Source organism: Ruoffia sp. FAM 20857 (assembly GCF_045528645.1).
Taxonomy (GTDB): domain Bacteria; phylum Bacillota; class Bacilli; order Lactobacillales; family Aerococcaceae; genus Ruoffia; species Ruoffia halotolerans.
Window position 1 is genome coordinate 1 of record NZ_JBGQRB010000031.1, and the last position, 26,396, is coordinate 26,396.

The 26,396-nt window shown below is 36.0% G+C and carries 25 protein-coding genes, 1 pseudogene and 1 riboswitch; of the genes and pseudogenes, 18 read left to right on the forward strand and 8 right to left on the reverse strand.

The window, feature by feature from the left end; all coding sequences use genetic code 11:
* A pseudogene (locus tag ACEN4N_RS07925) lies at nucleotides 1-118 on the forward strand (IS30 family transposase); the annotation flags it as partial.
* Between the two features lie 64 nt (nucleotides 119-182).
* On the opposite strand, the gene ACEN4N_RS07930 reads toward ACEN4N_RS07925, so the two are convergent.
* Both ACEN4N_RS07930 and ACEN4N_RS07935 read right to left on the reverse strand, forming a co-directional pair.
* Nucleotides 183-941, reverse strand: coding sequence for a hypothetical protein (locus tag ACEN4N_RS07930; protein WP_407090403.1), 759 nt, complete (start codon nucleotides 939-941; stop codon nucleotides 183-185).
* Between the two features lie 326 nt (nucleotides 942-1,267).
* Nucleotides 1,268-1,621, reverse strand: coding sequence for an FAD/NAD(P)-binding protein (locus ACEN4N_RS07935; RefSeq protein ID WP_407094006.1), 354 nt, complete (start codon nucleotides 1,619-1,621; stop codon nucleotides 1,268-1,270).
* A 219-nt stretch (nucleotides 1,622-1,840) separates the two neighbouring features.
* On the opposite strand from ACEN4N_RS07935, the gene ACEN4N_RS07940 reads away from it, so the two are divergent.
* From ACEN4N_RS07940 to ACEN4N_RS07965, 6 genes are all read left to right on the forward strand, one after another.
* Nucleotides 1,841-2,908, forward strand: a complete 1,068-nt coding sequence (locus ACEN4N_RS07940; RefSeq protein WP_407090399.1) for a DUF871 domain-containing protein — start codon at nucleotides 1,841-1,843, stop codon at nucleotides 2,906-2,908.
* 4 nt (nucleotides 2,909-2,912) lie between these two features.
* The gene (gene murQ / locus ACEN4N_RS07945; protein WP_138403527.1) at nucleotides 2,913-3,818 is read left to right on the forward strand and encodes an N-acetylmuramic acid 6-phosphate etherase; all 906 of its coding nucleotides are present in this window, start codon (nucleotides 2,913-2,915) and stop codon (nucleotides 3,816-3,818) included.
* A complete protein-coding gene (locus tag ACEN4N_RS07950) occupies nucleotides 3,818-5,314 on the forward strand; it encodes a PTS transporter subunit EIIC (RefSeq protein WP_407094007.1) in 1,497 nt (498 codons plus the stop codon). The genes murQ and ACEN4N_RS07950 overlap by 1 nt, the downstream gene beginning before the upstream one ends.
* 162 nt (nucleotides 5,315-5,476) lie before the next feature.
* Nucleotides 5,477-6,322: a hypothetical protein gene (locus tag ACEN4N_RS07955; protein WP_407090396.1), complete on the forward strand. Its 846-nt coding sequence runs from the start codon at nucleotides 5,477-5,479 to the stop codon at nucleotides 6,320-6,322.
* 21 nt (nucleotides 6,323-6,343) lie between these two features.
* On the forward strand, nucleotides 6,344-7,714 hold the full coding sequence (locus tag ACEN4N_RS07960; protein WP_407090395.1) for a CapA family protein: 1,371 nt from the start codon (nucleotides 6,344-6,346) through the stop codon (nucleotides 7,712-7,714).
* A gap of 94 nt (nucleotides 7,715-7,808) precedes the next feature.
* Nucleotides 7,809-8,936 carry a tyramine oxidase subunit B gene (locus tag ACEN4N_RS07965; protein ID WP_407090394.1) on the forward strand — a complete coding sequence of 376 codons (1,128 nt, stop codon included), beginning with the start codon at nucleotides 7,809-7,811 and terminating at the stop codon, nucleotides 8,934-8,936.
* Nucleotides 8,937-9,026: 90 nt separating this feature from the next.
* Here ACEN4N_RS07965 and ACEN4N_RS07970 read toward each other — a convergent pair whose 3' ends face one another.
* The gene (locus tag ACEN4N_RS07970; RefSeq protein ID WP_407090393.1) at nucleotides 9,027-10,964 is read right to left on the reverse strand and encodes a glycoside hydrolase family 3 N-terminal domain-containing protein; all 1,938 of its coding nucleotides are present in this window, start codon (nucleotides 10,962-10,964) and stop codon (nucleotides 9,027-9,029) included.
* 296 nt (nucleotides 10,965-11,260) lie between these two features.
* Here ACEN4N_RS07970 and ACEN4N_RS07975 point away from each other — a divergent pair, with 296 nt between their 5' ends.
* Together ACEN4N_RS07975 and ACEN4N_RS07980 are read left to right on the forward strand one after the other, a co-directional pair.
* A complete protein-coding gene (locus ACEN4N_RS07975) occupies nucleotides 11,261-11,605 on the forward strand; it encodes a hypothetical protein (RefSeq protein WP_407090392.1) in 345 nt (114 codons plus the stop codon).
* Nucleotides 11,606-11,737: 132 nt separating this feature from the next.
* Nucleotides 11,738-12,907 carry a cation diffusion facilitator family transporter gene (locus tag ACEN4N_RS07980; RefSeq protein ID WP_407090391.1) on the forward strand — a complete coding sequence of 390 codons (1,170 nt, stop codon included), beginning with the start codon at nucleotides 11,738-11,740 and terminating at the stop codon, nucleotides 12,905-12,907.
* Nucleotides 12,908-12,963: 56 nt separating this feature from the next.
* Here the strand turns inward: ACEN4N_RS07980 and ACEN4N_RS07985 are convergent, their stop codons facing one another.
* The 3 genes from ACEN4N_RS07985 to ACEN4N_RS07995 form a co-directional block, all read right to left on the reverse strand.
* Nucleotides 12,964-14,136 (reverse strand): iron-containing alcohol dehydrogenase, encoded by a 1,173-nt coding sequence (locus ACEN4N_RS07985; RefSeq protein ID WP_407090389.1) that lies wholly within the window; start codon nucleotides 14,134-14,136, stop codon nucleotides 12,964-12,966.
* A gap of 205 nt (nucleotides 14,137-14,341) precedes the next feature.
* Nucleotides 14,342-14,524, reverse strand: a complete 183-nt coding sequence (locus tag ACEN4N_RS07990; RefSeq protein ID WP_407090388.1) for a cation:dicarboxylate symporter family transporter — start codon at nucleotides 14,522-14,524, stop codon at nucleotides 14,342-14,344.
* A complete protein-coding gene (locus ACEN4N_RS07995) occupies nucleotides 14,521-14,832 on the reverse strand; it encodes a cation:dicarboxylate symporter family transporter (protein ID WP_407090387.1) in 312 nt (103 codons plus the stop codon). The genes ACEN4N_RS07990 and ACEN4N_RS07995 overlap by 4 nt, the downstream gene beginning before the upstream one ends.
* A 350-nt stretch (nucleotides 14,833-15,182) precedes the next feature.
* Nucleotides 15,183-15,337, forward strand: a riboswitch (Lysine riboswitch).
* 167 nt (nucleotides 15,338-15,504) lie between these two features.
* Between ACEN4N_RS07995 and ACEN4N_RS08000 the strand changes: the two genes are divergently transcribed.
* From ACEN4N_RS08000 to ACEN4N_RS08010, 3 genes are all read left to right on the forward strand, one after another.
* Nucleotides 15,505-16,887 (forward strand): YfcC family protein, encoded by a 1,383-nt coding sequence (locus ACEN4N_RS08000; RefSeq protein ID WP_407090385.1) that lies wholly within the window; start codon nucleotides 15,505-15,507, stop codon nucleotides 16,885-16,887.
* A 24-nt stretch (nucleotides 16,888-16,911) separates the two neighbouring features.
* Entirely contained in the window at nucleotides 16,912-18,087 is a 1,176-nt protein-coding gene (locus ACEN4N_RS08005) for a M20 family metallopeptidase (RefSeq protein WP_338489276.1), read from the forward strand.
* Nucleotides 18,088-18,302: 215 nt separating this feature from the next.
* On the forward strand, nucleotides 18,303-18,860 hold the full coding sequence (locus tag ACEN4N_RS08010) for a hypothetical protein (RefSeq protein ID WP_407090384.1): 558 nt from the start codon (nucleotides 18,303-18,305) through the stop codon (nucleotides 18,858-18,860).
* 107 nt (nucleotides 18,861-18,967) lie between these two features.
* Here ACEN4N_RS08010 and ACEN4N_RS08015 read toward each other — a convergent pair whose 3' ends face one another.
* Nucleotides 18,968-19,837: a helix-turn-helix domain-containing protein gene (locus ACEN4N_RS08015; protein ID WP_407090383.1), complete on the reverse strand. Its 870-nt coding sequence runs from the start codon at nucleotides 19,835-19,837 to the stop codon at nucleotides 18,968-18,970.
* A 725-nt stretch (nucleotides 19,838-20,562) separates the two neighbouring features.
* Between ACEN4N_RS08015 and ACEN4N_RS08020 the strand changes: the two genes are divergently transcribed.
* From ACEN4N_RS08020 to ACEN4N_RS08030, 3 genes are read left to right on the forward strand one after another with little or no spacing between them, the layout of a single operon-like run.
* A complete protein-coding gene (locus ACEN4N_RS08020; protein WP_407090381.1) occupies nucleotides 20,563-20,895 on the forward strand; it encodes a hypothetical protein in 333 nt (110 codons plus the stop codon).
* Nucleotides 20,896-20,909: 14 nt separating this feature from the next.
* Nucleotides 20,910-21,260 carry a hypothetical protein gene (locus ACEN4N_RS08025; RefSeq protein ID WP_407090380.1) on the forward strand — a complete coding sequence of 117 codons (351 nt, stop codon included), beginning with the start codon at nucleotides 20,910-20,912 and terminating at the stop codon, nucleotides 21,258-21,260.
* Nucleotides 21,261-21,269: 9 nt separating this feature from the next.
* Nucleotides 21,270-21,827 (forward strand): hypothetical protein, encoded by a 558-nt coding sequence (locus ACEN4N_RS08030; RefSeq protein WP_407090379.1) that lies wholly within the window; start codon nucleotides 21,270-21,272, stop codon nucleotides 21,825-21,827.
* Between the two features lie 61 nt (nucleotides 21,828-21,888).
* Here the strand turns inward: ACEN4N_RS08030 and ACEN4N_RS08035 are convergent, their stop codons facing one another.
* Nucleotides 21,889-22,950, reverse strand: a complete 1,062-nt coding sequence (locus ACEN4N_RS08035; protein ID WP_407090378.1) for a histidine kinase — start codon at nucleotides 22,948-22,950, stop codon at nucleotides 21,889-21,891.
* A 140-nt stretch (nucleotides 22,951-23,090) separates the two neighbouring features.
* Between ACEN4N_RS08035 and ACEN4N_RS08040 the strand changes: the two genes are divergently transcribed.
* Genes ACEN4N_RS08040 through ACEN4N_RS08050 form a run of 3 tightly spaced genes read left to right on the forward strand, consistent with a single transcriptional unit; the run spans nucleotide 23,091 to nucleotide 26,234 of the window.
* Entirely contained in the window at nucleotides 23,091-24,041 is a 951-nt protein-coding gene (locus ACEN4N_RS08040) for an ABC transporter ATP-binding protein (protein WP_407090377.1), read from the forward strand.
* Nucleotides 24,038-25,105 carry an ABC transporter permease gene (locus tag ACEN4N_RS08045; protein ID WP_407090376.1) on the forward strand — a complete coding sequence of 356 codons (1,068 nt, stop codon included), beginning with the start codon at nucleotides 24,038-24,040 and terminating at the stop codon, nucleotides 25,103-25,105. The genes ACEN4N_RS08040 and ACEN4N_RS08045 overlap by 4 nt, the downstream gene beginning before the upstream one ends.
* Nucleotides 25,092-26,234 carry an ABC transporter permease gene (locus ACEN4N_RS08050; RefSeq protein WP_407090375.1) on the forward strand — a complete coding sequence of 381 codons (1,143 nt, stop codon included), beginning with the start codon at nucleotides 25,092-25,094 and terminating at the stop codon, nucleotides 26,232-26,234. Before ACEN4N_RS08045 ends, ACEN4N_RS08050 begins: the two co-directional genes overlap by 14 nt.
* Nucleotides 26,235-26,396 lie beyond the last annotated feature (162 nt).

Below are 26,396 nucleotides of genomic sequence, written 5' to 3' on the forward strand. Positions count from 1 at the left end.
TGTGTCATCGATTGCACACAAACGGAACACGATTCCACGGAAATCCTTACACTACCGAACACCGTTGGAAGTATTTTTGAGTTACTTAGATGAAGCAGTTTTGTCTAGCTTAATTTGACAAATCAAATAAATAAAAAATACGGTTTGAAGTTCTCAATGAATTTCAATCCGTATTTATTTGTTTAATAGTTAGCAATGATATCTTTGATGAGTTGATAGCTAACGGATTGAGCTTTATAATTTGAATTATTTTGAAAAACAGCTGCACTCACTAACATTCCATGGGCATGAAATGTAGGAATTTCGCACCAACTAGGTGAAATCACACATTGCGTTGAGACATTGAGACTCAATCCACCTGGAGTGTCAGGCATAATGTAGCGTTTATTTAATAAGGAATGAATTAATGGATGACCACTTAAATCGCCTTCTAAATGAAGGTTTACACCCATTGCGTTAATAACCCAATCCGCACGTAAAATCTCTTCATTATCCTTATTCTTCATAATGTATTCTCGTGTGTTGTCATCATAAGCAACAGTTTCATCATCTTTGAGAATGGTTAATTGGCCACGGTCATCACCTTCAATAATAGCTTCAGCCGACTTCATCGGAAGTTTTCCTTTAGCTAAGTTAAAGGGTTCTTGATATTTATCTAAGTATGCTTTTCGTTCTGATTCAGGCATATATTGCCATAAGAAATACAATATTCGAGTTGTGGAAACACCAATACGTTCTGTCTTCGCCATAAAATTTGAATGATTTAAAGACTCTCTTAGCCCTGCAGTTCCTGTTTGCAAAGCAATATTACAGAAATCTTCAAACCGAATATTTAAATGATTAAATTCTTTTTGAATAAGTTTATCTAATGCATCGAAATAGAGAATTTTCTCATTTGAATCCATTGTCGCTTTGACGTTATCCAACATAATATGTGTCATTTTTAAACTAATGTAATTTGCTGTTCCAACTGTATTGAAAAAGTTATGACGTGAGTAAGCGTACACGGATTCATTTTCGCGTTCTTGTAATAGATATTTGAGAATGATGATCGCAGTTAGTCTTGTTCCAATGACAACGAAACGGTCATCTTTAAAAAAGTTATGTGTGAGTTCGTTTAGAGGGTAGGGTTACTAATGTAGTTTGGTTTTCCGTTCAAATGGTAAGGGTCTAATACTGGTAGAGAACCAGAACACAGATGGACACGATCATATTGACGTACCTCATTTGACTCAGTGACTAATTCCAACTGTTTTGTTTCACTTAACTATCGCATATCTTCGATGGTTTCATAGTGTACAGTTGCATTCGATAATTCAATTTGCTTCATTGTTCGATCATTTAAATACTCACCAAACAAGGCACGCATCATAAATTCGGGAATATCGCCTTCAATTTTTGCTTCTTCTTTTAGCCTAACTTCATACTCACCTGGTTGTTCGTAATCATAAGTAATATCAGTTGTTCTGGTATTTACTAGTGCTAAATCTGAATCCTCTCTAAAAAGTACCCCGCGCCCAAAGCTAGGCGAGGTATCGTAGCAAACAATAGTAACATCATGATTTTTATCTTTTAATTCTTTTGCATAAGAAGTGAGAACAGCCGATCCGCTAATTCCCATCCCACTAATTGTGATATCCTCCTTATAAAAAAGTTTTAAACTTTGATTCTAAGGTTAATAAAATCATATTCAAGTCCGAGTTAATAAATACCTAAAGTAACTTAATGCAATTGAAATGTAATTTCATTTCATTCTTGATAAAAACAAAATATTTGTATTGAAATTTCATTTCATAAGTTGTATAATTTGTTTAGAAAACGATTACAATGGAGTGAGGATATGTATGGTATTTCAATATATTTAAATGAAGATGTGACAGAAGAAGTTAAACAGTACATAAGACGCATGCATGAGATTGGTTTTAAAGGTATTTTCTCGTCAATTCATATCCCTGAAGATGATTCTGGATTGTATTTAGATCGATTAGGGCAATTAGGTTCGGTAGCAAAAGATTATGAAATGGAATTAGTCGTTGATGTTTCTGGAGACGCCTTAAAGAACTTAGGTATTTATTATAAAGATTTAACTCCATTGATTGAACTAGGTGTGACTGGAATTCGAGTCGACTATGGAGTCAGTCACGAAGAGATTAAACTCATTAGTGAGCAAGTAGATGTTGTATTAAATGCGAGTACAATTAGCGTAGAAGATTTGAATATTTTAAAAGAGTTAGAAGTGGAGTTCACGTCGATTGAGGCTTGGCATAATTATTATCCGCGTCCTGAAACGGGTTTAGATAAATTAGAGTTTATTAATATGAACAAATGGCTGAAAGAGCAAGGGATTACGGTCATGGCTTTTGTACCAGGAGAGGGTGATTTGAGAGGACCTTTATATGAAGGATTACCAACTTTAGAAGACCACCGTTACAAACATTCTTTAGGGAGCGCGCTTGAATTAAGGCAAACAACCTTTGTTGATAAAGTGTATATTGGCGACCCAGGTTTGAGTACTTATAGTCAAATTCAGTGGGAAAAATATTTAAATGAAACAGTCTTATTTTTCGAAGCAGTCGCGACTTCCAACACTATCGAACAACTGAAACATATCGAAGGGCGACACACTCAAAGAATGGACGCGGCTCGCGATGTCATTCGTAGTCAGGAAGCAAGGATGAGACAAGATTTCGTAGTTAAACCGGAACAAATGAGTGAACGAACGGTAGGTTCAATTACGATTGATAACTCTGATTATCTTCGATACGAAGGAGAAGTTCAAATAACAAAAACGAATCTACCAGCGGATGAAAAGGTTAATGTGATTGGTTATATACAATCGGGTGATTATCTTTTACTTGAGGCAATGAGACCTGGACAACCGTTTGAAATTCAATGGAAGAGAGGATAGATAGATGAAATTAGGCAAGCTAACAACTGAGACGAGAAATGAAGCTTCGATGGCATTAGACCAAATGAGCGTTCAAGAAGCTATTGCACTGATGAATCAGGAAGATCGCCGTGTACCCGAAGCGATTGAACAAGTTTTACCACAAATAGAAGCAGCGATTAAATTAATCGTGAAATCTTTTAAACAAGACGGTCGCTTAATATACATGGGAGCAGGAACGAGCGGACGCTTAGGGGTCTTAGATGCAGCGGAATGTGTACCAACCTTTAGTACACCGCCTGAGATGGTCGTTGGTTTAATTGCTGGTGGAGAAAAAGCCATGTTATCAGCAGTCGAAGGTGCAGAAGATTCTGCAGAGTTTGGACGAGATGACTTAAAAGAATTGAAATTAACTAATAAAGATACAGTTGTGGGAATTGCGGCAAGTGGTCGAACGCCTTATGTTAAAGGTGGTTTGGCCTATGCTCAAGAAGTTGGCGCATCTACGGTATCAATTGCTTGTAACAAAGGCGCTGAAATTAGTGAATACAGCCAAGTTGCCATTGAAGTGGATGCAGGCGCAGAAGTATTAACCGGGTCAACTCGGTTAAAAGCAGGAACAGCTCAAAAGTTAATCTTAAATATGTTATCAACAGTATCGATGGTACAAATTGGAAAAGTGTATAAAAATTTAATGGTAGACGTACAACCAACCAATGAAAAGTTAGAAGAACGTTCCAAACGAATTATAATGCAAGCGACAGAATGTGATTATGAAGTAGCAGAAAAAGCTTTTCAAGAAGCAGATAACAACGTTAAAGTGGCCATTGTTATGGTATTAACAAATAATGATCCAAATAGTGCAAAAGACATATTAAGTCATAACAACGGGTTTATCCGAGAAGCTATAAAAGAAGAGGAGGAGCAATGATGAATACAACAAAAGAACAATTAATTGCTAAAGAAATATACAAACATATGGGTGGTAAAGACAACACTACAGACATCTATAATTGTATGACACGTGTCCGGATTGATTTAGTTGATCCAAGTGTCGTCGATGAAGTTGAATTGAAAAAAGTTGACGGTGTCATGGGTGTTGTTCAAGACGGGAATAACTTACAAGTAGTTGTCGGTCCTGGTACAGCTAGTAAAGTAGCAACTGAATTAGCAAGTATGTCAGGCAGTGTTAAAGGTGCGGCTGTCGATGAAAACCTTGACCCAGAATTAACATCTGGACGAGCTAGTACAGAACAAATTACAAAAGAGAATAAAGAAAAATATAAAAAAGGGAATGATAATGCCTTTAAACGTATTACTCGCTCAATAGCTAGTATCTTTGTTCCATTAATTCCAGCTTTCGTTGGTGCCGGTATTATTGGGGGGATTGCATCCATCTTCCAGAACATGATTACCGCTGGTCAACTCGATGCAGCGACTTGGGGACATGCAGTTGACATCTTAAATATTATTAAGAATGGTTTATTCGGCTACTTAAATATTTATGTAGGTATTAACGCTGCTAAAGTATTTGGCGCAACTCAAGGTATGGGTGGAGTTATCGCTGGGATTATTTACCTTACAGGTATGAACCCTGAGAATCCACTCATTAATATCTTTACAGGTGAGCCATTATTAGCTGGTCAAGGTGGGATTATCGGTGTCATCTTTGCCGTATTCATCTTATCTTATGTTGAAAAAGCAGTAAGAAAAGTGATTCCGGATGCATTAGATATTATCTTTACACCAACAATTGCATTACTTGTAGTTGGTTTATTAACAATTTTTGTCATTATGCCCGTTGCCGGGGTCATTTCATCCTCGTTAGTTGGTTCAATAAATTGGGTTCTGGATATTGGTGGAGCCTTCTCAGGCTTTATATTAGGAGCATTCTTCCTACCACTCGTTATGTTTGGTTTACACCAAGTCCTAACGCCTATTCATATTGAAATGATTAGCTCAACTGGTCAGACAAACCTATTACCTATTCTTGCTATGGCAGGTGCAGGACAAGTAGGAGCAGCCATTGCTGTTTGGATGAGAGCACGTCAGAACAAACAATTAACAAATATGATTAAAGGTGCTTTACCTGTTGGTATCTTAGGAATCGGTGAGCCATTAATTTATGCTGTAACATTACCTTTAGGTAGAACATTTATTACAGCCTGTATCGGTGGAGGGATAGGTGGCGCCGTGATTGGATTCTTTGGAAGTGTTGGAGCAACAGCCATCGGACCAAGTGGAGTTGCTTTAATTCCACTAATTGCTAATAACATGTGGTTACAATATGTCATTGGTTTAATTGCAGCTTATATTGGTGGCTTTGTCGTTACATACTTCTTCGGAGTACCAAAATCAGCCATGGAACCTACTGAATTACAAGGATCAGGTTCACAAGCACAAGATCCGTTAGCTGACTTTAACTAATCAGATAACGAGTCATTGACCTTAATGAGATTTAATTCTCATTAAGGTCTTTTTTCGTTTCATATGATTTCACCGGATTAAATTCGTATTGTATTGTTAGTTAGTGTAAACTATTAATTATAAAACACAACAAGAAAAGTAAAAAGATAAGGAGAATACGTCATGAAGAAGCGTTTATTAGTACTTGGATTATTAAATTTACTTGTTGTCCAAACGGTTCATGCAGAAGAAAAAAGCGAAAGTCCATCTGTTTCCCCTGATTTGGCAACACAAATACTCGAAGGCGAATTCAGTGATGAAACAAAAGAAAGTATCTATAACAAAATAAAAGATGTCTTAGACAAAGTAACTGAAGTAATCGATTCAGGTAATAATATTAATGGCATTATCGGTATTGCTGACATCATAGAGTTATTTGGGGATGAGTATACATATGAAGAAGATTCACTCAAATATGATATGTGGGTAGCCGTAGATACCTTTAAACTGACGGTTTCAATGAATGAAAACAATCAAGTGGACTATTTATATGGAAATTTGTATCCGACGTTTGAAAGATTACAAACAACAGATTCAGAATCTGATTTAGAAAAAGTGGAAGAAGTAATCAATCATCCTGATGCTTTACCAAGTTTTTCTGAAGTGGATGAAAATTATAAGGATTATTATTTTGAATTTATTCAAGATGAAATGTCTTATATTACTGGGACGTATAGTATGACTTACGACTGGGCTTCTAAAGATTTAATTCAATTAGAAATTGGGCAAGCTAATTATGGTCGTGCCAACTTAACAGTGACACAAGCTGAGATTGATGAATTAAAGCAAAGGGATAATTTAATTATTCAAGATGTTATCGATGTGGTGGGTAATAACTGGACTTATGTTCAGAAACTTCAAGAGAATAGCCACTCGTTCATCTGGCAAGATCCGTTGGGTAAAGATATCACAGTCATAGTGGCGGAGGATTTAAGCGTTGAAAAAATCTCAACAGGCAACTTAGATTAAAATCGAATAAGGAGAGAATAAATGTCAAAAAAAACAAAAACGTGGTTAGTAATTATTGGAAGCTTACTTATTCTGACAATCGTTGGATTATATATATATACTTTTTCAAATACATCACAAGCAGACTCTACTTCTAATGAAGCGACTCAAATAGCTAGTCAATCTTCTGTTGTTAATGATAGTACTCAAGAAGAGATGATGGAAGAGCCGGTTGAACCGATTGAGCAAGAGTTTTTATTTGAAGACTTACCAATGAAAGAAGGTAAAGAAATATTTCCATCACAAGAAGGGGAGTTAACCTTAAGATCAGTTGGGGATGTGTTAATTCATGACCGTGTCAGTTATTTAGCTGACACTTACTCACCAATCTATCAAGATACTGTGGCGAATATGCTTGAAGAAGGTTTTGAACCTGACCTCTTTGATGAAGATGCAGCCTATGACTTTATGCCGATGTTAGCTCATATTCAACCTTATTTGGAATATGCTGATATTTCGATGGCTAATTTAGAAGTGATTGCTGCTTCACCGCAGCTACCAATGTCAGGGTATCCGCAGTTTAATGCACCGAGTGAGATTATTGCTGCACTGAAGCGAATTGGTATTGATATCGTAAGTAATGCTACAAATCATACCCTAGACTGGTTCAGTGAAGGCGCGCACTATTCACTTCAGAACTTGCAAGAAGAGGATATGATGTATGTAGGTAGTTATGAATCTTGGGAAGATTATAATACAAACCGAATAATAGAAGCAAATGGTATCAGTGTCGGCTTCTTAAATTATTCCTATGGAACCAATGGTATTCCCGTACCTGCTGGAGAAGAATATTTAATTAGTTTAATTGATGTTCCTTTAATGGTTGCTGAAGTGGACGCACTATCCGAACAAGTTGATGCGGTCGTTGTGAGCTTACAGTTAGGAGAGGAATACGCTACATTACCAAATGAAGAGCAATTTTATGTGTTTCAATCATTAAGTGATGCTGGTGCCAAACTTATCTTAGGTGGGCATCCACACGTATTACAACCCGTCGATTGGTATAACGGGGGTGAAACATTTGCTATATATTCTCAAGCTAGTTTTTTAACTGGACAAAGAGATTTAGATAATAAGCAAGGCGGTATTACTGAAGTAACGTTTCAGCGCGATGAGTCCGGTGAAGTGAATGTTGTGAATCCTAAGTTCATGCCTATATTTAACTTGGGGGTTGAAGCAGAGAAGATGTATCAAATTATTCCATTTGCTGATATCGACTTACATCAAATTCCCGATGGCCAACTGTGGTGGGATACGATTGATGAACGTATGCATACTTACGTGGATGATTTTGAGTTTGTAACGCATTTAGAAACGGAAGCAACTGAGGAAACAATAGATACTTTCAGATAGATGGAAAGCTACATTAGCTATTATTTTACATTTCTCTTGAGTTGTTATAATATAACTCTAATATTTTCACTAAATTTATAAGGGGATTTTAATAATGACTCAAGATGGGCGAATTGATTTCTTATATTTAAATGAACAAGATATGATTGATGCGGGCGTTTTAAATATGCAAGAATGTATTAACGTCATGGAAGATGTTTTTGGAATCTTAAGTACAGAAGATTACCGGATGGGTGGTAGAGAGAATAATTCTCACGGAATGGTTGTCTCATTCCCAGATGAACCTGAGCATAAAAGTATGCCGGCCAATGGTCCAGACCGTCGATTTTGTGCGATGCCAGCCTATCTAGGTGGCGAATATCGTATTGCTGGATGTAAGTGGTATGGTTCAAACCTTGATAATAAAGATAAAAACCTACCGCGTTCGATTCTCACAATGAATCTGAATGATGCCGATACAGGTGCACCATTAGCCTTTATGTCAGCTAATTTACTGAGTGCTTGGCGAACTGGGGCAATTCCGGGCGTAGGTGTGCGCTACCTTGCTAAGCCAGATTCAAAAGTGGTCGCAGTCTTAGGTGCGGGTGCGATCGGAAGTTCAACAGCTATCGCATTGCTTTTAGAAGCGAAAAACGCCGAAGTGTTTAAGGTCTATGATGTGGATGAATCTCAATCGCAGATTCTGAAGGAAGATTTAGAAGTAAAATTTCCAAATGTATCGATACAAATTGTACATTCAATTGAAGATGCTGTGAGAGAGACGGATATCTTAAACTTAGCAACTTCTGGAGAAGCGAATCCTAAGATTGAGAGTGAATGGATTAAACCAGGTGCTTTAATTATCGGGTCTTCTTCAGGGAACTTTGATCCAGACTTTGTCATTAATAATGTTCGCTTAGTCGTCGATAATTGGAAGATGTATGAAGAAGTGAAGTACGAAGATGTCTATCCATATAACACCCTTGAGATGGGCGTTTTAGGACGATTATTCCTAGACTGGATTCATGAGGATCGCATGACGAGTGACATTATTATGAACGTAGGTGATATTATTAAAGGTAACGTTCAAGCTCGTGAGAACGACGATGATATTATCATCTTTGCTTTAGGTGGCCAACCTTTGTATGATATTGCTTGGGGTTACCAAGTTTATCAAAATGCCTTAGAAAAAGATATCGGAACAAAACTTAATTTATGGGAAACAGCGTTTCAAGCGAGATAAAGAAAATCATTCTCTGGGTTGCCTGTAAATATGAATAGAAAAATCTCCTAACCACTGTGGGTAGGAGATTTTTTGTATAGTTTCTTCTGATTAATTCCAATTCTCAGATTGATAACCCACGGGGTATGCCACTTCATTAGGCGACAACACGCCGTCCTTGATGACTGGTAAATCAACAGGTAATTGACCTGTAGGTCCTTCTTCAGAAGAAGTGACACCAAAGATGACTTCAACCACAGCAGGAATGTTCGGACCGAATGATGCGACGGGCTCTTGTCCGCCTTCCGTTGGGTCCATACCGTTATATCCGTAAGAAATTAATATCGCATCATTATCAGTAAAGTTTACGGCATCATACGGTTTATTAATACTTACTTGCACCGTTGGAATACCTTGCTCTTTTGCGTAAGTGAATATTTCTTGTGGAATCGCTGTTCTAAAGTTATCAGCAGCAAGAGAGGATTCATCTACCATACTCGTGTATACAACGACATGACTGGCTTGTGAGATTGCCTCTGCAAAGTCAGTGAATTGACTTTCTTCATTATAAGTCAATATTTCATACGTAAAGTCAGACGAGAGTGATTCTTCTAATCGCATCCGCTCTATACTGAACTCAGTTCCAGGAACTTGATTTGTATCCGCTGTAATAAATAATACATGATCATCTGCTTCCGGTTGAATGGGTAAAGCGGCTTGTGTATTTTCAATTAAAGTGACAGCATGATTAGAGATTTCACGTTCATTGGCACGATTCATGGCAGAGCCAACAATCTCTGTTGCATTCGCAACGACATCATCTTCAGACTGACTTAAGAAATCATCCTCAAGTAAACCTAATTCATCCTTAAGCGTTAAAATGCGACGGACTGAATTGTCGATATTATCCATGGGGATTTCTTCACTTTCAACTGCGTCAACAAGACCTTGAATCACCTCATCTAGCAAAGCAAGATCGTCATTGGATCTAATAATGACAGGCATCAATAATATATCTGCGCCAGCTTTTTTAGATAAGATCGAAGTTTCAACCTCACCAAAGTTATTTGCTATAGCTTCCATATTTAAAGCATCTGTGATTACAATGCCTTCATAAGCCATCTCATCACGAACTAGATCTGTTAAGATTGCTGGAGAGAGTGTGGCAGGTAATAAGATATCAGAACCATCCTCGTCCGATACTTTCGTCTCTGATTCTAGTTGTGGGAACTGGATATGTGCTGTCATAATCATATCAGTGTCTGCATCCATCACAGCTTTGAAAGGAAGTAATTCATTATTCATCAATTCATCAAAACTTTTATCAACGACAGGTAAGCCGAAGTGAGAATCGACATCGGTATCTCCATGTCCTGGGAAATGTTTCGCGGCAACAGCGACGTTATGTTCTTTAATCCCTTCGATATAACTCAAGCCATGTTCAGAAACGATCTCAGGATCAGAGGAGAATGAACGTAAACCGATGACTGGGTTTTTGGGGTTGTTATTTATATCAACCGATGGAGCAAAGTTTACATTGATGCCTAAGGCTTCAAGTTCACTCCCAATAATTTCACCAACTAGTTTCGAGTATTCTGGGTCATTTGTTGCTCCTAGAGCCATATTACCCGGTAATTGAGTTCCCGAACCCAAACGGTTCACGATTCCACCTTCTTGGTCAATTCCAATGAGAAGAGGTAAGTGATCACTTTCAACTTGAGAGGCTTGCATTTGATAGACGAGTCGGGCTGTTTGTTCTGTTTCAACCACATTTTCAGCAAATAAAATGACACCACCAAATTGATAGTCGGCTAAGATTTGACGAATATCTTCGTTTAATTCAGTCACGCCTACTTCTTCACCATCGACTTCCCAATTTCTAAAGTCTGGCATGAGCGTTTGAGCGACTTTCTCTTCGAGAGTCATATTTGCGATGATCTCGTCGACGCCATTATTACTATCTCCAGATTCTGCTTGTGCAGAATAGTAGGGCGTTGTGATGTTTAACAATAGCATTCCTGATAGAAATAATCTCGTGAGTTTTTTCATCATATTCTCCTTTATAAGTTAATTTAAAAGTCTTTCTGTAACTTTCACCTCCGCTATATTGTATATATTAAATGATAACATATAAGCGCTTTCCAACCGAGTGATAACCACTATAACAACCGATTATTTATGTGGTATTATTAGATTAGAATCAGGAAAATTCAATTGACTTTTGATAAAAATTTCAAGTTACGAGGGATAAAGATGAAAAAATTGTATTCGTTTCTGTATTATTCGGTTTTGTAGTTATTCCAGCAGATGTTAGTGCCCAGGAAAATTTATTTGGTAGATACGAAGTGACAAATGAGAATTCATTGATTAAAGAAATTCACATCCTCGAAAACCGGCTTCAAATTGTAATTGATAATGAATATTTAATTGAGAGTGAAACAGAAGATAAAACAGTAAAAAAAGTCATGGATTATAAGAATCTTATGGTGAATGAAGATGCTTTATACGGTATTTTTGATTTGGAGGCTCAGTCAGATGAAGATAATTCACAAAATCAACAATATCTAGAGATAAATTTTTTCGATGGCCAATCATTCCCTAGTTTTAGTTTAGATATTGTTAATCCTGAATATTTAATCATTGATAATCAATACGTTCATTTTGAATTAGTGGAATATGGTCATAACTGAATGTTACAGCATTTGTAGAACGAATTCGTTTTACGAATGCTTTTTATTTTGGTTGGAATTTTATAATTCGTTTTAAATGGAAATTGAGATTTGATATAATGGATATTAACGTTATGAAAAGTGAGGCGCATTATGTTTAAAGGATTAATTGACCGTTTTTTAAGTAAGCAAGCCAATGGGGAAGCTCGAGCTAAATTAGGTATCTTATCTGGAAGAGTGGGCTTAATCTCTAACTTTGTATTATTTGGAATTAAATTGCTGGCGGGGACAATATCAGGCAGTATTTCGATTATTACGGACGGGATGAATAACTTAGGCGATTCTGCGTCTTCTTTATTAACCTTATTCGGTTTTAGAGCAGCTTCTAAACCAGCTGATAAAGAACATCCTTACGGACATGAACGATCAGAATATATTACGGGCTTATTAATTTCTGTTGTTATCATTTATGTTGGTTTTCAATTTTTCACGTCTTCGATTAAACAAATCATGAATCCAACGCCTCTAAATGCCTCACCACTAGTCTTTATTTTATTAGTTGTGTCAATTCTAGTTAAGATTATACAAGGGAATTTTTACAAGACGGCTGCCAAGGCTATTCATTCCAATACATTACATAGTGCGGCACAAGATAGTATGAATGATGTCTTTGTAACTTTAATCGTACTCGTGTCCGCGACCGTTGAGACGGTGACGGGTTGGCAAATCGATGGTTACGCGGGTGCCTTGTTATCTGTGATCATCGTTTATAGTGGTATTCAGGCAATTAATGACTCGATTAGTGATTTATTAGGGACAAGTCCTTCCAAAGATGAAATCCAAGCAATGAAGACTTTATTGGATGAGTATGATTCAATCGTAGGCTTCCATGATTTACTTGTGCATAATTATGGACCAAACAAAACCTTTGCGACGATTCATATTGAAATCGACGATAGTTGGGATTTAACTTACTCACATCAAGTAATTGATCAAATTGAAGCAGACTTTGAAGAGAAATTAGGGGTAGAATTAGTCTGTCACGTTGACCCAATTGCGAAACATAATGAAGAACATACAGCTATTTACCGTCAAGTTAAAGAAATTCTTAAATCATTTCAATTAGATTTAAAGTTTCATGATTTTAAAGTAGATAGTAAAAATCATCGAAGTCATATCACTTTTGATGTAGTTGTTCCTGATGGCGTGGAGGAAACAAATGAGGAATTATTCTCAATGATCCAAGAGAAGATTCATTCATACATCGGTGCTTATGAATTAGTCATAGAATTTGATCGACTTGATTTGTTAAAAGAAGTTTAAATATGAAGACACTCCTTCGGATACTTTTAGTAAACGAAAGAGTGTCTTTTAAGTTATTATTCGTAACCTTCTGTCATACAGCGATTTAAAATTTCAACAACATCATCTGGGTTTAAAGGAACGTAAGCACGTGATAAGCGTTCGGCAGGTCCTTTGGCCATTTCTTCGAAATGTTCATCCGTTTCAATACCTACTTCTGGAAGAGTCATAGGTAAACCGTTATCGACGAAGAATTGATAAGTCTTTTTAATCGCTTCTTCAGCCATTGCGAACTTATCATCGGTTTCTTCAATATCCCATACTTTGTTTGCATATCTCGCAAAACGGTCCACGGTTTTGTCACTTAAGATATATTTCATCCAACGTGGTGTTAGAATGGCTAATCCGACGGCATGGGTAATATCGTAGTAAGCAGATAAGTAATGTTCAATTGGGTGAGTTGTCCAACCGCCACCTTTACCCATCGATGTTAAGCCGTTTAATGCTACGGTTGACGCCCACATTAAATTCGAACGCGCTTCATAGTTCTCAGGATCTTCTAACGCTATCGGTAAGTATTTAATAGTGGCACGTAAGATGGACTCACTTAAGCTATCAGTAATAAAGGCATTGTCTTCTGCTTGAAAGTAGTTCTCAAACGTATGAGACATAATGTCTGCCGTACCAGCAGCAGTTTGGTTAGCGGGCACAGTATATGTATAAGTTGGATCCAAGATAGAAGCATATGGGTATAGATATTTACTCGCTGTTCCTTGTTTCATTTTTACATCGAAGTTTGTAATAACAGCGTTAAAATTCATCTCAGTCCCTGTTGCTGAAAGTGTCAAAATATCTACTAAAGGTAGCGCATCTGTAATTAAACTGCCATCCATAACTAAGTCCCAGGCATCGCTGTCGTATTTGGCAGCTGCCGCAATAACTTTAGAACAATCGATGGTTGAACCACCGCCTACGGCTAAGATGACATCAATATCATTCTCTTTACAGATTTTTGCACCTTCACGAACCGTTTCAATCCGAGGATTAGGGTCAATGCCACTGAGTTCAAAAATCTCACAACCTTTTAGTAAATCTTGCACCTCGTCATAGATACCATTTCGCTTAATACTCCCGCCACCATAAGTGAGTAAAACTTTGTTTCCGAATTGTTTTATTAAATCAGGTAAATGTTTAATTTTACCTTCACCAAAGTAAACTTTAGTTGGAATATCGCAATTAAATGCTCGCATATAACAAACCTCCATTTGTATGTTGTGTTATTTTTATTGTACAAGACATCGCTTTCAATTAGCAATTAAAAAAACTTACCAAGTAACTACTCGGTATGTTAAATCATTATTAATCAATATCTTCGAAATCGGATTTTATAGGTGTGTTGAATGGTTCCATATCGAAGTTACCTTCCCATCAATCGACACCCACCGATGTTTTCTTCTAAATTCGTAATTGTATATGTAATGTACCAACACTTGAACGATCCGAGAAACCTAGGACCATTGTAGGAAATGCTTTTCGATAGAATTTAATTGGATTCACTCCAACCAATAAGAGAATAACAACGTAGACGAGTAACATAAATACGACAGCAGAGTAGAGTGCTGAGATAAAGTTAATCATATACTAATAATCTCCATCCCTTGAGATAAAATCGTATTTGCTACAAGCGCTGAAATCCCGTAAGGCATTAATTTAATCACGTTTGTTAATACACTATTAACAGCGACTTGCGCAGATTGTAGAAATTCATCACAGGCTTTAATCGCATCAGGTTTTATATTTCTCATGAAGCGAATAGAGGCCGCAAAGAATGCTCCTATAATTACTACAGATACGATACTACTATTTGTTGTCATCACTGAGAATATATTATTAGGAATTAACTCTAAGAAGAATAGTGGAAATCTCTCAGCAGCAATACCTTCCATAGGCTAGTCCTAAAAATAAAGCAACCATCATCCGCATTGAAAAGGAAGTTTTTCGTTTTGACATATTGCGTATAATACCAATAATGACTAGTAGTAAAATGATCACGCCGATCGTGAACCGATGACTTATTTTTTAAAAAATTGTAAAAAAGGGTTGATTTATCATATTATTCCTCCTTAAATAATTTTAAAATGAAAGAAGCAAGCGATGCTCATGACTCTATAAGTCTATTTTATGAAATAAAATTCAAGTATCAAAGTAATTGATTCTAATTCTTAATCTTTGAAATATTAATTTGACAAAGGCAGAGATTTGCGTTACTCTATCTCAAGTAAATTAAATAAGAGAACAATACAGTATTGAGGCCGCTTGTAATATCAGTAATCAGAAATGATGAAAGGATTGCTAGCCGAAATGTCAAATTGATGTTGGGGATAGATTGAATAAGTCTATCACTGTCTTGTAGGGTTGCCCAAACTCTACGTAGGTGAGCGTGCTGTGTTGTGGGCAAAAGAACCTGTCAAATTCTGGCTGTGAGCTTTTGCTCGCAGCTTTTTTATATACATTTTTTAAAAGTGCAATGTAGTAATTCGCTCACCCTGCTGTAAAGTGTTCAAAATAAATGGAGGAACAAAGTGAAAAATATATTCAAGGCATTAGGAAGAGTCCGGATGCCACATACATATGTATTATTGTTTAGTTTTATTATTATTGCTGCCATCCTTTCTTGGATTGTCCCAGCAGGGGAATTTGAGCGAGTAATGGTTGGAGAACGTGAAATTATTAATCCAGATTCATTCGCACATGTTGCAAGTAATCCTCAAGGTATCTTTGAAGTGTTGAAGAGTATTCCAAGAGGTTTCGCTCGAACACAAGATATCTCTTACTTCTTATTTGTCACAGGTGGGTCATTTTTAATTATTAATAAAACCGGAATGATCGAATCGGCTTTAAGTCGAATTGTTAGTTCATTAAAAGGTAAAGAAGCTTTAGTCATTCCTGTTGTGGTACTAATTATGGGATTAGCAGGTTCAACGATTGGCTTGAGTGAAGAGACAATTGTCTTTATTGCTTTAGGTGTGTCATTAGCGCGAGCGATTGGTTATGACTCACTTATCGGGGTCGGAATGATTGGGCTTGGAGCAGGAGTTGGGTTTACATCTGGCTTCATGAATCCATTCTCAGTTGGGGTAGCACAATCGATCGCGGAATTACCCTTATTCTCAGGTATTGAATTGAGATTAGTCCTGTTTACCGTATTATGGATTGTAACGTCTTTATATTTAATTATTTATGGTAAACGTGTCAAAGCTGATTTAACAAATAGTATCGTTTATGATGAGGAAATGAAAGCAAGAAATCATGCGGACTTTCAAGATTTAAACACAACTGAAAACATCGAATTCACAACTAAACAGAAGATTATTGCAGCTGTTTTTGTTGGTGGCTTTGTTGTTATAGCATACGGTGTTATGAGCTTAGGCTGGTTTATAACTGAGATAGGTGCTGTATTCTTAGGTATGGGCTTAATTAGTGGTCTAATCTATGGAATGAGACCAGGAGATTTAGCAGATAACTTCATTGAAGGTGCTAAAGATATGATGTATGCAGCGTTAATTGTTGGATTAGCACAAAGTTTAGTGATTATTATGGAAGACGCGATGATCTTAGATACATTGATTAATGGTTTAACGGGTGCAATTTCAAACTTACCGTCTGTCTTATCAGCGGCTGGTATGTACGTCGTTCAAATTATTATTAACTTCTTTATTAGTTCAGGTAGTGGACAAGCGGCTGTTACAATGCCAATTATGGTACCTTTAGCAGATGCTTTAGATGTCACACGCCAAACTGCAGTATTAAGTTACCAATTAGGGAACGGCTTCCTAGATTCAATTATGCCGATGTCAGGAATCTTAATGGCTCAATTAGCAATTGCAGATATTCCTTACAAAAAATGGGTTAAATTCGCCATGCCTTTAATGGGTATTTGGTTAGCGATTGGTCTAGTCTTTATTATCTTTGCACAATTAGTCGGCTACGGACCATTTTAGAAATTTCGAAAGGGGAAATATTATATGTCAAAAGAACAATTACACGAAATCGTTTCAGAAATGCGCGAGGAATTACAAGGTTTAAGTGATTATATTTATGAAAATCCTGAACTAGGATTAAACGAATATAAATCATCACAAGCCCATGTTGATTTATTAAGAAAACATGGCTTTGACGTTGAGTATCCATACTTAGGATTCGATACGGCGTTTAAAGCAACCTTTGATTCAGGTAAAGAGGGGCCAACAGTTGCCTATTTATCAGAATATGATGCACTTCCAGGCATTGGTCACGGCTGTGGTCACAACATGCTTGGGACTGTAGATACGGGTGCAGGAATTGCCTTATCTAAAGTCGTTGGTGAAACAGGTGGGCGCGTCGTAGTTCTAGGAACGCCGGCTGAAGAAACTGATGGTGTTAAAGTTGATATGGCTAATGCTGATACGTTTGACGATGTGGATGTCGCTTTATGTACACATCCCTCTGATCAAAACTTAATGAGTAATGTATCGCTTGCGATGGAAGCTTTAGAATTTGAATTCTTTGGAAAAACAGCTCACGCGGCTGGTGCTCCTTGGGAAGGAATTAACGCTTTAGATGCTGCCATTAATATGTTCAATATGGTGAACGCGGGTCGTCAACAATTACGTCCAGATGCACGTGTTCATGGAATTATCGCTGAAGGCGGTGTCGCAGCCAATATTATTCCGGAATACACTCGTGTTCAATTCTATGTTCGTTCTCTAGATATTAATTACTTACAAGAAGTGAAAGATATGGTTATCCGAAGCGCTGAAGCAGCATCAAGTGCAGCAGGTACGACAATGAAATATAACTATTTTGAAAAGTCATACTATAATATGATCACGAACCAAAAATTAAGTGATACATATAACGCTAACGCAGCAGATTTAGGAATCGAAATGATCGATGCGGGTGAAGACTTATCAGGTTCCATCGATATGGGAAATGTCAGCCAAGTTGTCCCATCTATCCATTCATACTACGAAATTACAGATGGTGTACCAACTGCGGGTCATACCGTTGAATTCCGTGAAGCAACTCGTACTGAATTTGGTTACAAAGCGATGATGCGCACGGTTGAGATTCTAGCTAGAACAGGTTTTGATGTGATTACAAAACCAGAACTATTGGCAGAGATTAAAGAAGAGTTTAGCAAGATTGAAAAAGTAAACTAATTTAATATTTTTGAGTTTTGGTATCAGCGAGATTATTCTTGCTGATACTTTTTTTTGTGGATAAATATTAATAAAATCTGAAAAAAATATAATATATAGTGTATAATTAACATAACAATATTAACCATTTTTATTGTTTGCGATAGGCATCTGTTAAGTTACTTGATACGAAGGTTTAGTTTTTTATACTAATTATAGAGGAGCTGTATATTCTAATGAAAAAAATAGTTAAGTACGTCTTGCTAGTTGTGTCACTATTATTAATCAGTCAAACACCCGTCTCTGCCAACGATAATCAAAGTTATGTCAGTGATAATGAAGAAAGTCCGATCAGTCATATTGTCTTTAAGCCAGACAATGTTCAAATAACAGTAAATAATGAAGCAGCTGAGGCAAGGGAAATTATACTATTATTATCTAAGCATACAGATGAAGCCTTGCTTGCTCAAGTGGATCCAAATGCCGAGTCTGATGATTTACAAGTTTTACAAGATGAATTAGGAATTAGCTTTTACGCGATTGAAGATCAACTCGATTTAGAAAATAATCCGACTGTTTTTAATGTGATTGAACAAATTCAACATGCGTCATCCGGAATATATTCATCGATTGACCCTATGGGGAATGTCGTATTCACTATTTCTAACCCTGAGATTGTCGAGTCTGATGAGACGATTCGTGTAAAACTGTTTAATGAAGATCTCATTGAGTTCACTCGTAAAGAAGATAGTACATTGGAATATAATTCCTATGACTTTGTGTTAGTGGAGTAGTTAAAGTTTCAAACGGATTTGATATTTAATATTGAATAATTAATTTAAAGAAAAAGCAATTCGATAGCTGTACCTACAATGCTAGTGTACTCCATCGAATTGCTTTTTTATTCATCTGCAATTTCTTGAAGTAATTGGTCCACTTCTTCTTGCTTATGATTGGCATTCTCATATTCTTCAAAGTGAACAAGAATGCTAATGACTTTATCACAATGATTTTTACCGTTTTCAATATCACCTTTTTTAATATAATATAAACCTTTAAGATAATTTAGTTGATTTTTTTCATAGAAACTTTTTTCACCTATTAGAAAGGTTTCGGTCTCGGAGATTAAGTCATCAATATCTTCCAATTCGTTTCGTTTCAACAGATAATCAATCATATTAAGTAATACTTTCGAAAATTCTCCATTTAGCCTTAATTTAGAACCGTACTTTTTAATCTTATTAATGACCATAGTATTAAAATAATTCATGTGCTCAATATCCAAGAAAAACATACTATTTGCAAATAACGCTACTTCATAATGTCCCCAATCATAGACATCTTTTAAGTAATCCATAATAATATTGGTGTCATCGCGATTAAATCCATTATGATTGATTAACTGGAAACGTTGAGAGGCAATAATGGCATTGTGTAAGTGACGAAAGTTTGAATTTTCACTATATAATTCCTTTTCTTGTTCCACTAGTTTTTTTAAAAGTACTTTATTGCTCGAATAGTAAGCTTTTGAATATTGATTTAGAAAGTTACTTTGCAGTGGTGGGTCTGATGTAAGCACATGCACGATAAATTCACTATATTTAACATTCAATCGATCAAGAATCATTAGAAAATTATCGAGCTTAATATCATATTTATTATTTTCAAATTGCGATAAAAATTGAGGAGTGACAATACCCTCGGCGAGTTCTTTTTGCGTCATTTTTTTATTTTCGCGAATACTCTTGATTATTTTACCGTACGAAACCATTTTTGACCTCCTATAAGAATACTGGAATAATTTGCGATTAAATAATATATACTTTAAAGACAACCCAAAATCTATAAAATTATTTTATTATAAGTATATAGGGGGTGAGTTTATAAAGCAAATAATAATAATTATATGTTGTGTCATTTCACTAGACAGGAATGTTGAATTAATTGTTGAGTTAAGACCAGTTGACGAGGAAATAGTCAAAATTGAATTAATTTAAAATATTCAAATCAATTAATTTATCTTGAGTAAATATAAATGCCTTTTTACTCCCGATCGAGAAAGTATAAATATGGACAGAAAGTAAAGTAATAATTGATAGTTCTTTTTTGAACATAGATATGAGAAAAAATATATATGATTTATTTGAGATAAATATTTTAAATACAATAATTAACGAAATCATCTTTGTAGAATATATCTTATAAAGTGTAATAGATTATGAAAATGTTGTTAAAAAGATACAGAAGATCGGAAACAATCAAAAGTATTTTGATATATACTTTGAAGTCTATTTATATTTTTAATGATAATAAGTTCATATTTGAACCACACGATGATAGAGTATGGAATCTTAGTTATGAATCACTGAGTGTCTTAAACATTCAAAGTAGTCGAATTATGAATTAGGTAAGAGATAATATATTTAACAATACAAGTGGAAAATATGTCATTTTGAATTATTTTCTCTAATAAAAAGAATTAGGAGAGTGTGAATTATGAAAAAGTGTAAAGTTTTTTTAACAGGACTTTTAATTGTTACTTTTGCATTACCAACATCTGTTGCAAGAGCTATTGAAAGTAATACTGAAATAGATATAACTACTAGTTCGTTTGAACCACTTGATGTAAGAAGAATGTGGATTGAAATGCATCCTGTTTCTGGTAATGGGCCAGCAGTATATTATTATCATAATGGATATTGGCATGGCTACTTACAAAAAGTTGGATTTACTCCTCGACCTAACTCATTCTCATACTATAGTGGCTATTTATATCCGGTTGGTTCATCAATACCTATGCCATCGAAAACCCCTATTGAAGTAAAATAGAAAGGATAATCATAATGAAAAAAATAGTTATAATTATTTTATTATTTGTTACCTTTGGAAGTACAACTCCTTTAACTGTTGAAGCATCATTTTCGGACAGTTTTGATATAGAAAATAGATTATTATCTCATACTGTCAAAAAGACAGTTACAGTATTTGTTGGATATGGCTCATTTCCTCCTAGCTATTCATCAACTTATTCATATAATGACGGATTATATAAAGGTACGTTATATGAATCTTATTCTGAGAGAAGATATGGAGGAGGAGTTGGAAGTAATATGTATGCGTGGTATGTGACTTATACTGGGTATGTGACATCTAATTCAGGTAATCCAATAAATAAACTAATTATAGAGGAGTAGAATATTCTAATGAAAAAAATAGTTAAGTACGTCATGCTAGTTGTGTCACTATTATTAATCAGTCAAACACCCGTCTCTGCCAACGATAATCAAAGTTATGTCAGTGATAATGAAGAAAGTCCGATCAGTCATATTTTCTTTACGCCAGACAATGTTCAAATAACAGTAAATAATGAAGCAGCTGAGGCAAGGGAAATTATACTGTTATTATCTAAGCATACAGATGAAGCCTTGCTTGCTCAAGTGGATCCAAATACCGAGTCTGATGATTTACAAGCCTTACAAGACGAGTTAGGAGTTAGTTTTAACGCGATTGAAGATCAACTTGATTTAGAAAATAATCCGACTGTTTTTAATGTGATTGAACAAATTCAACATGCGTCATCAGGAATTTATTCATCCATTGACCCTATGGGAAATGTCGTATTCACTATTTCCAACCCAGAGATTGTCGAGTCTGATGAGACGATTCGTGTAAAACTGTTTAATGAAGACCTCATTGAGTTCAACCGTGCAGAAGATAATACGATTGAATATAACTCCTATGACTTTGTGATAGAGGAATAGGTATATGAAAGTTAATAAAAAAATCTGACAGAGTTCTTTTTGAGGAATCTATCAGATTTTTTTATTTAGGCAAGTTCATCTGAACAATATACCCATTTTGATAGTAGAAGAGGATGGGGGCATTGTATTTATTAGCGAACTGGCGAATAATTGTCTTGCCCATGCCTTCAGAATGATCTTGATTCTCATCGTAATCCGTACCATTATCTTTAATCAGCAATTTATTATGCTCTGGAAATTCTTGGAGGATGATATTCATTTGCGTGCTATTAGAATGCTTAATACTATTAATGATCGCTTCACGAATAATCGACAAGATATCTTTCTTCTGATTATATTTAAATTCAGTTTCAGTATGCAGATCAAAATTAATCATCAGCGGTGCGAATTTCTCACGCATATTGTCAATACTGACTTCAAAGTCTAGACTTTCATGGTGGATATGGTGAATGGTATGGCGAATGTCATCCATTCCGTGCCGTAAATTAATTTGCAATTGATTGAGTTGCCTTTCAATTTTATCATTATCATTCGCAATGATGATTGCTTCAATTTGAATAATACTTCGGGCGAGCGAGTGACCGATCGCATCATGTAGTTCATTCGAAATCCGATTACGCTCTGACAAGATGCTAATATCGACGTCTTTTTGGTTAGATTGAATTAAATCCTTCATTTGATTTTTCATCCGTAATTGCTCTTCTGTTAACGTATCTCTCACTTCATTTAACGAGGCTTGTTGCTGAATGATTTGTTGACTTTGATCAGCGATATATACCCCTAAAATTCCGATCAATAACATATAATAACTCCCTGGATTAATAATAAAAGCCACCAGGAGTACTAATAAACTGTAAAAGCCAATATCAAAAGTTAGTAAGTAGACAAGCGGTAATAACAAAATATATGATGGAGCAACGAGGACACTTAAGAGACTAGTGACTATATTTAACATCATTCGAAATCGTTTATTAACAATGATTCCACTTAATGCGATGAAGCAAATGGATAGTAGCGATTCTAAAACAATCGCTATAATATCATCTTGAGTCATCATTAATCGCAAACTGAGTGTAATAAATAGCATCCATAAAGCTTCTATAATAAAAGTTTTGCTTCTCATCGCTGCCTCCTTTGTTGGTTATTTCTTTCATTCTACCAAACTCATGACAAATGTCATATCAAAATTAGCGCAATGACACTACTGCATGAAAGCATTTACCTTTATACTTAAGTTAACAAATCAAGTAAGGAGTGAAAAGAATGACAGATAATATTGCAGTAGAAGTAAAACAACTTGTAAAACGCTATGGCAAATTAGTAGCCTTAGATCATTTTAATTTATTGGTATATAAAGGAGAAATCCTTGGCTTACTTGGTCCAAATGGGTGTGGTAAGACGACTTTAATTAATTCAATCCTCGGCTTACTCACTTATGATAAAGGTGAGATTGATGTATTTGGAGAAGAATTAAAACCTGACACCTATAAAATTAAGCAAAGAATCGGTGTAGTGCCTCAGGACGTTGCTTTGTTCGAAGAATTAACTGTATTTGAGAATATTGATTTCTTCTGTGGTTTATATATTGAAGATAAAGCTGAGCGCCGACGTTTAGTTAATGAAGCAATTAAGTTTGTTGAATTAGATAAATACAGCAAATTTATACCAAAGAAATTAAGTGGGGGATTAAAACGCCGTTTAAATATCGCCTGTGGGATCGCTCACCAACCCGATTTGATTTTTATGGACGAGCCAACCGTTGCGGTTGATGCTCAAAGTCGGAATTTTATCTTAGAGGGAATTAAACGTTTGAACGAAAACGGTGCAACTATCGTGTATACGACGCACTATTTGGACGAAGCAGAGCAAATTAGTGACCGCGTTGTAATCATGGACTCAGGGCAAAACATCGCTGATGGGACTTTAGAACAATTACAACAAAAAGTGAATCAAGGTGAGATTATTAATATCGAATTGTTTGATATTAGTCCAGAACAAATCGAAGAAATGAGAGAATTACCAAATCTCAATACGATTGAGAAGACAGGTAAGAACAAATGGCGACTCGTCTTTGACGAAGGGAATAATCATGTCGTTAAATTAGTAAAATTCATTGAAGAACATGAACTGTCTTATACTCAATTATATAGTCAAATGCCAGATTTAAATTCAATCTTCTTAGAACTGACTGGGAAGGAGCTGCGTGACCAATGAGAGCAGCACTCACGCAACTAAAGTATTATTTTCTGAGATTTGTTCGAACACCAGATATTTTATTTTATACTTTTGGATTGCCGCTAATTCTTGCTTCTCTTTATTTCTTCGCATCATCAGACTTAATTGAAGGTGATATTGAAGCTGTTCCGATTGGAGTGACAACCGAATCCACTCCCTTTTATAGTTACGGTGTAATTTTATCTGACATAGAAGTTCTCGATGTGACGACGATGAGTGAAGAAGAGGGAAGAGAACTGTTGGAAGCAGAAGAGATAGAAGTCTATGTAAAGCAAGATGGAAACTTATTAATGAATGAAAGCAATGTAAATACTTCCATCGTCAAAAGTATCATGGATCAAGTGAAACAAACCACAGCTATGGGATTAGATGCATTGAATATGGATTACACAACGGAGTTTGTCAAAATGGAATCGACACCCGGTTCCTATATCGTGATTATGTTCTTCGGTTTAATCGCCATGGTAAGTTTATACGGGGGATTTTATGGGGTGCAAATTTCGACTGAAATTCTAGCCCCCTTAAGTTCACTCGCTTCCCGGTTGAGCAGCACACCGTTAAAACGCTATCGCTATATTGGGTTAAATGCTTTAAATGCGGTTCTTGTAAACTTTGCTGCGAACATCATCTTAATTATTTATATTCAATATGTGCTCGGAATTCAAGTCGTGAATCATTTCGGTTATAGTTTGCTACTTATATTCCTTGGAAATATCTTCGGGATTATGTTGGGAATTGTTGCCGGACTCATTCCAAAGTTGAAGATCGATGGGAAAACTCAAATTGTTGTCGCATCAACGCTAATTTTAACCTTTATTGCAGGGGGAATGGTACCGGGTGTGAAGCAATTTATAAACAACACGATTCCATGGTTTAACACAGTCAATCCTGTAAACATTATTACTGAGAATTTCTATCGTATTAATTTACTGAATGATACGAGGATTCTTTCACAAGGAATCTTGATTATGGCCGTATATATCATACTAATGTTTGCATTTTCAGTCTATTACTTAAGGGGGAAACGTTATGACCATCTATAATATGATCATCCGCATCTTCTCAAAGTATTGGAAAGAACTGCTAATTTACTTTCTAATTTTCCTTGGTTTCGTATTTGTAGCCATAGGGCAACCAGAAGGCGATGAAAATCAAACATTCTCAAGTGTGACCTTAGATATTGCAGTAGTCAACCAAAGTGACGATCCATTGGGTGAACATTTAGTGGATTACTTGAGTGAATCGCATGACGTAGAAACGCTATCCGATGTCACTATAGTAGATGTTGAAAATGAAGTTTTTTCTGGAACATATCAGGGGATGTTATATATTCCTGAGAATTTTGAAGAATTGGTTTTAAATGGGCAACCAGACCAGGTTGAGTTACTACTGAATGAACGTGATATGAGTAGTGCACAGCTGAATACGGAGGTCGACAAATACTTACGATTGGCCAATGCTCGGGTCGCATCTGGAGTCAGCGATATTTCAGAGTTAACAGATCAACTCGATTCTACGCTGAATGAAACAGCCGAAGTTGAAATGGTTGGTGGACTTGATAATCAAAACATTCTCTTGGCTTATACAACCGGGATTGCATTAGTGGGTTACTTTGTCCTCCAAATTATACTTGGAACAGTTGGTATGGCTATGTCAGAAATTAAATCTGATAAAATTCAAGACCGCATTAATTTGAGTGGAATTTCAAATCTAAAATATAATACCCAAGTTGTCTTAGGACAAATAACGTATGGTGGGTTAATTCTACTCGTTACTATCTCAGTTCTTTGGTTCTACATACCGAGTTCTATTCCGATTGATTACGTTCGAGTCATTATTTCACTTACCTTGTTCATTCTAACAGCCTTATCGATGGCATTTTTAATGACATCAATCACGAACAATCGCAATATTATTAATGGACTCACAACCGTCATTAGTTTGGGACTCGCATTCTTGTCAGGCTTATTCATCCCTTATGAAATTATGGGAACGGCCATCCAACGAATTGCTCATTTCTCTCCTTTGTTTTACTTTAGACAAAGTGTCATGAAAGACATCAATTCGTATTCAGATTTATTAACCGAGTGGGGCTTACTATTAGCCTTCGCCGTCGTCTTCACCTTATTAGGTGTCGCCATTTCACAACAAAAGCGTGCAGGTAAGGGATAATTTTTAAGTCCTTGAGGAAACTCTTGGACTTTTTTCATGTGCGCCCGGCATGGGCGATAACTTGGTGGTGAAAGTCCACTACAGACTTGGCAGTAGGAACTGTTAGCTAAAGGCAAGGGTGTCCACCGTGAGGTGGAATCTGAAGGAAGCCGGAGGCAAACA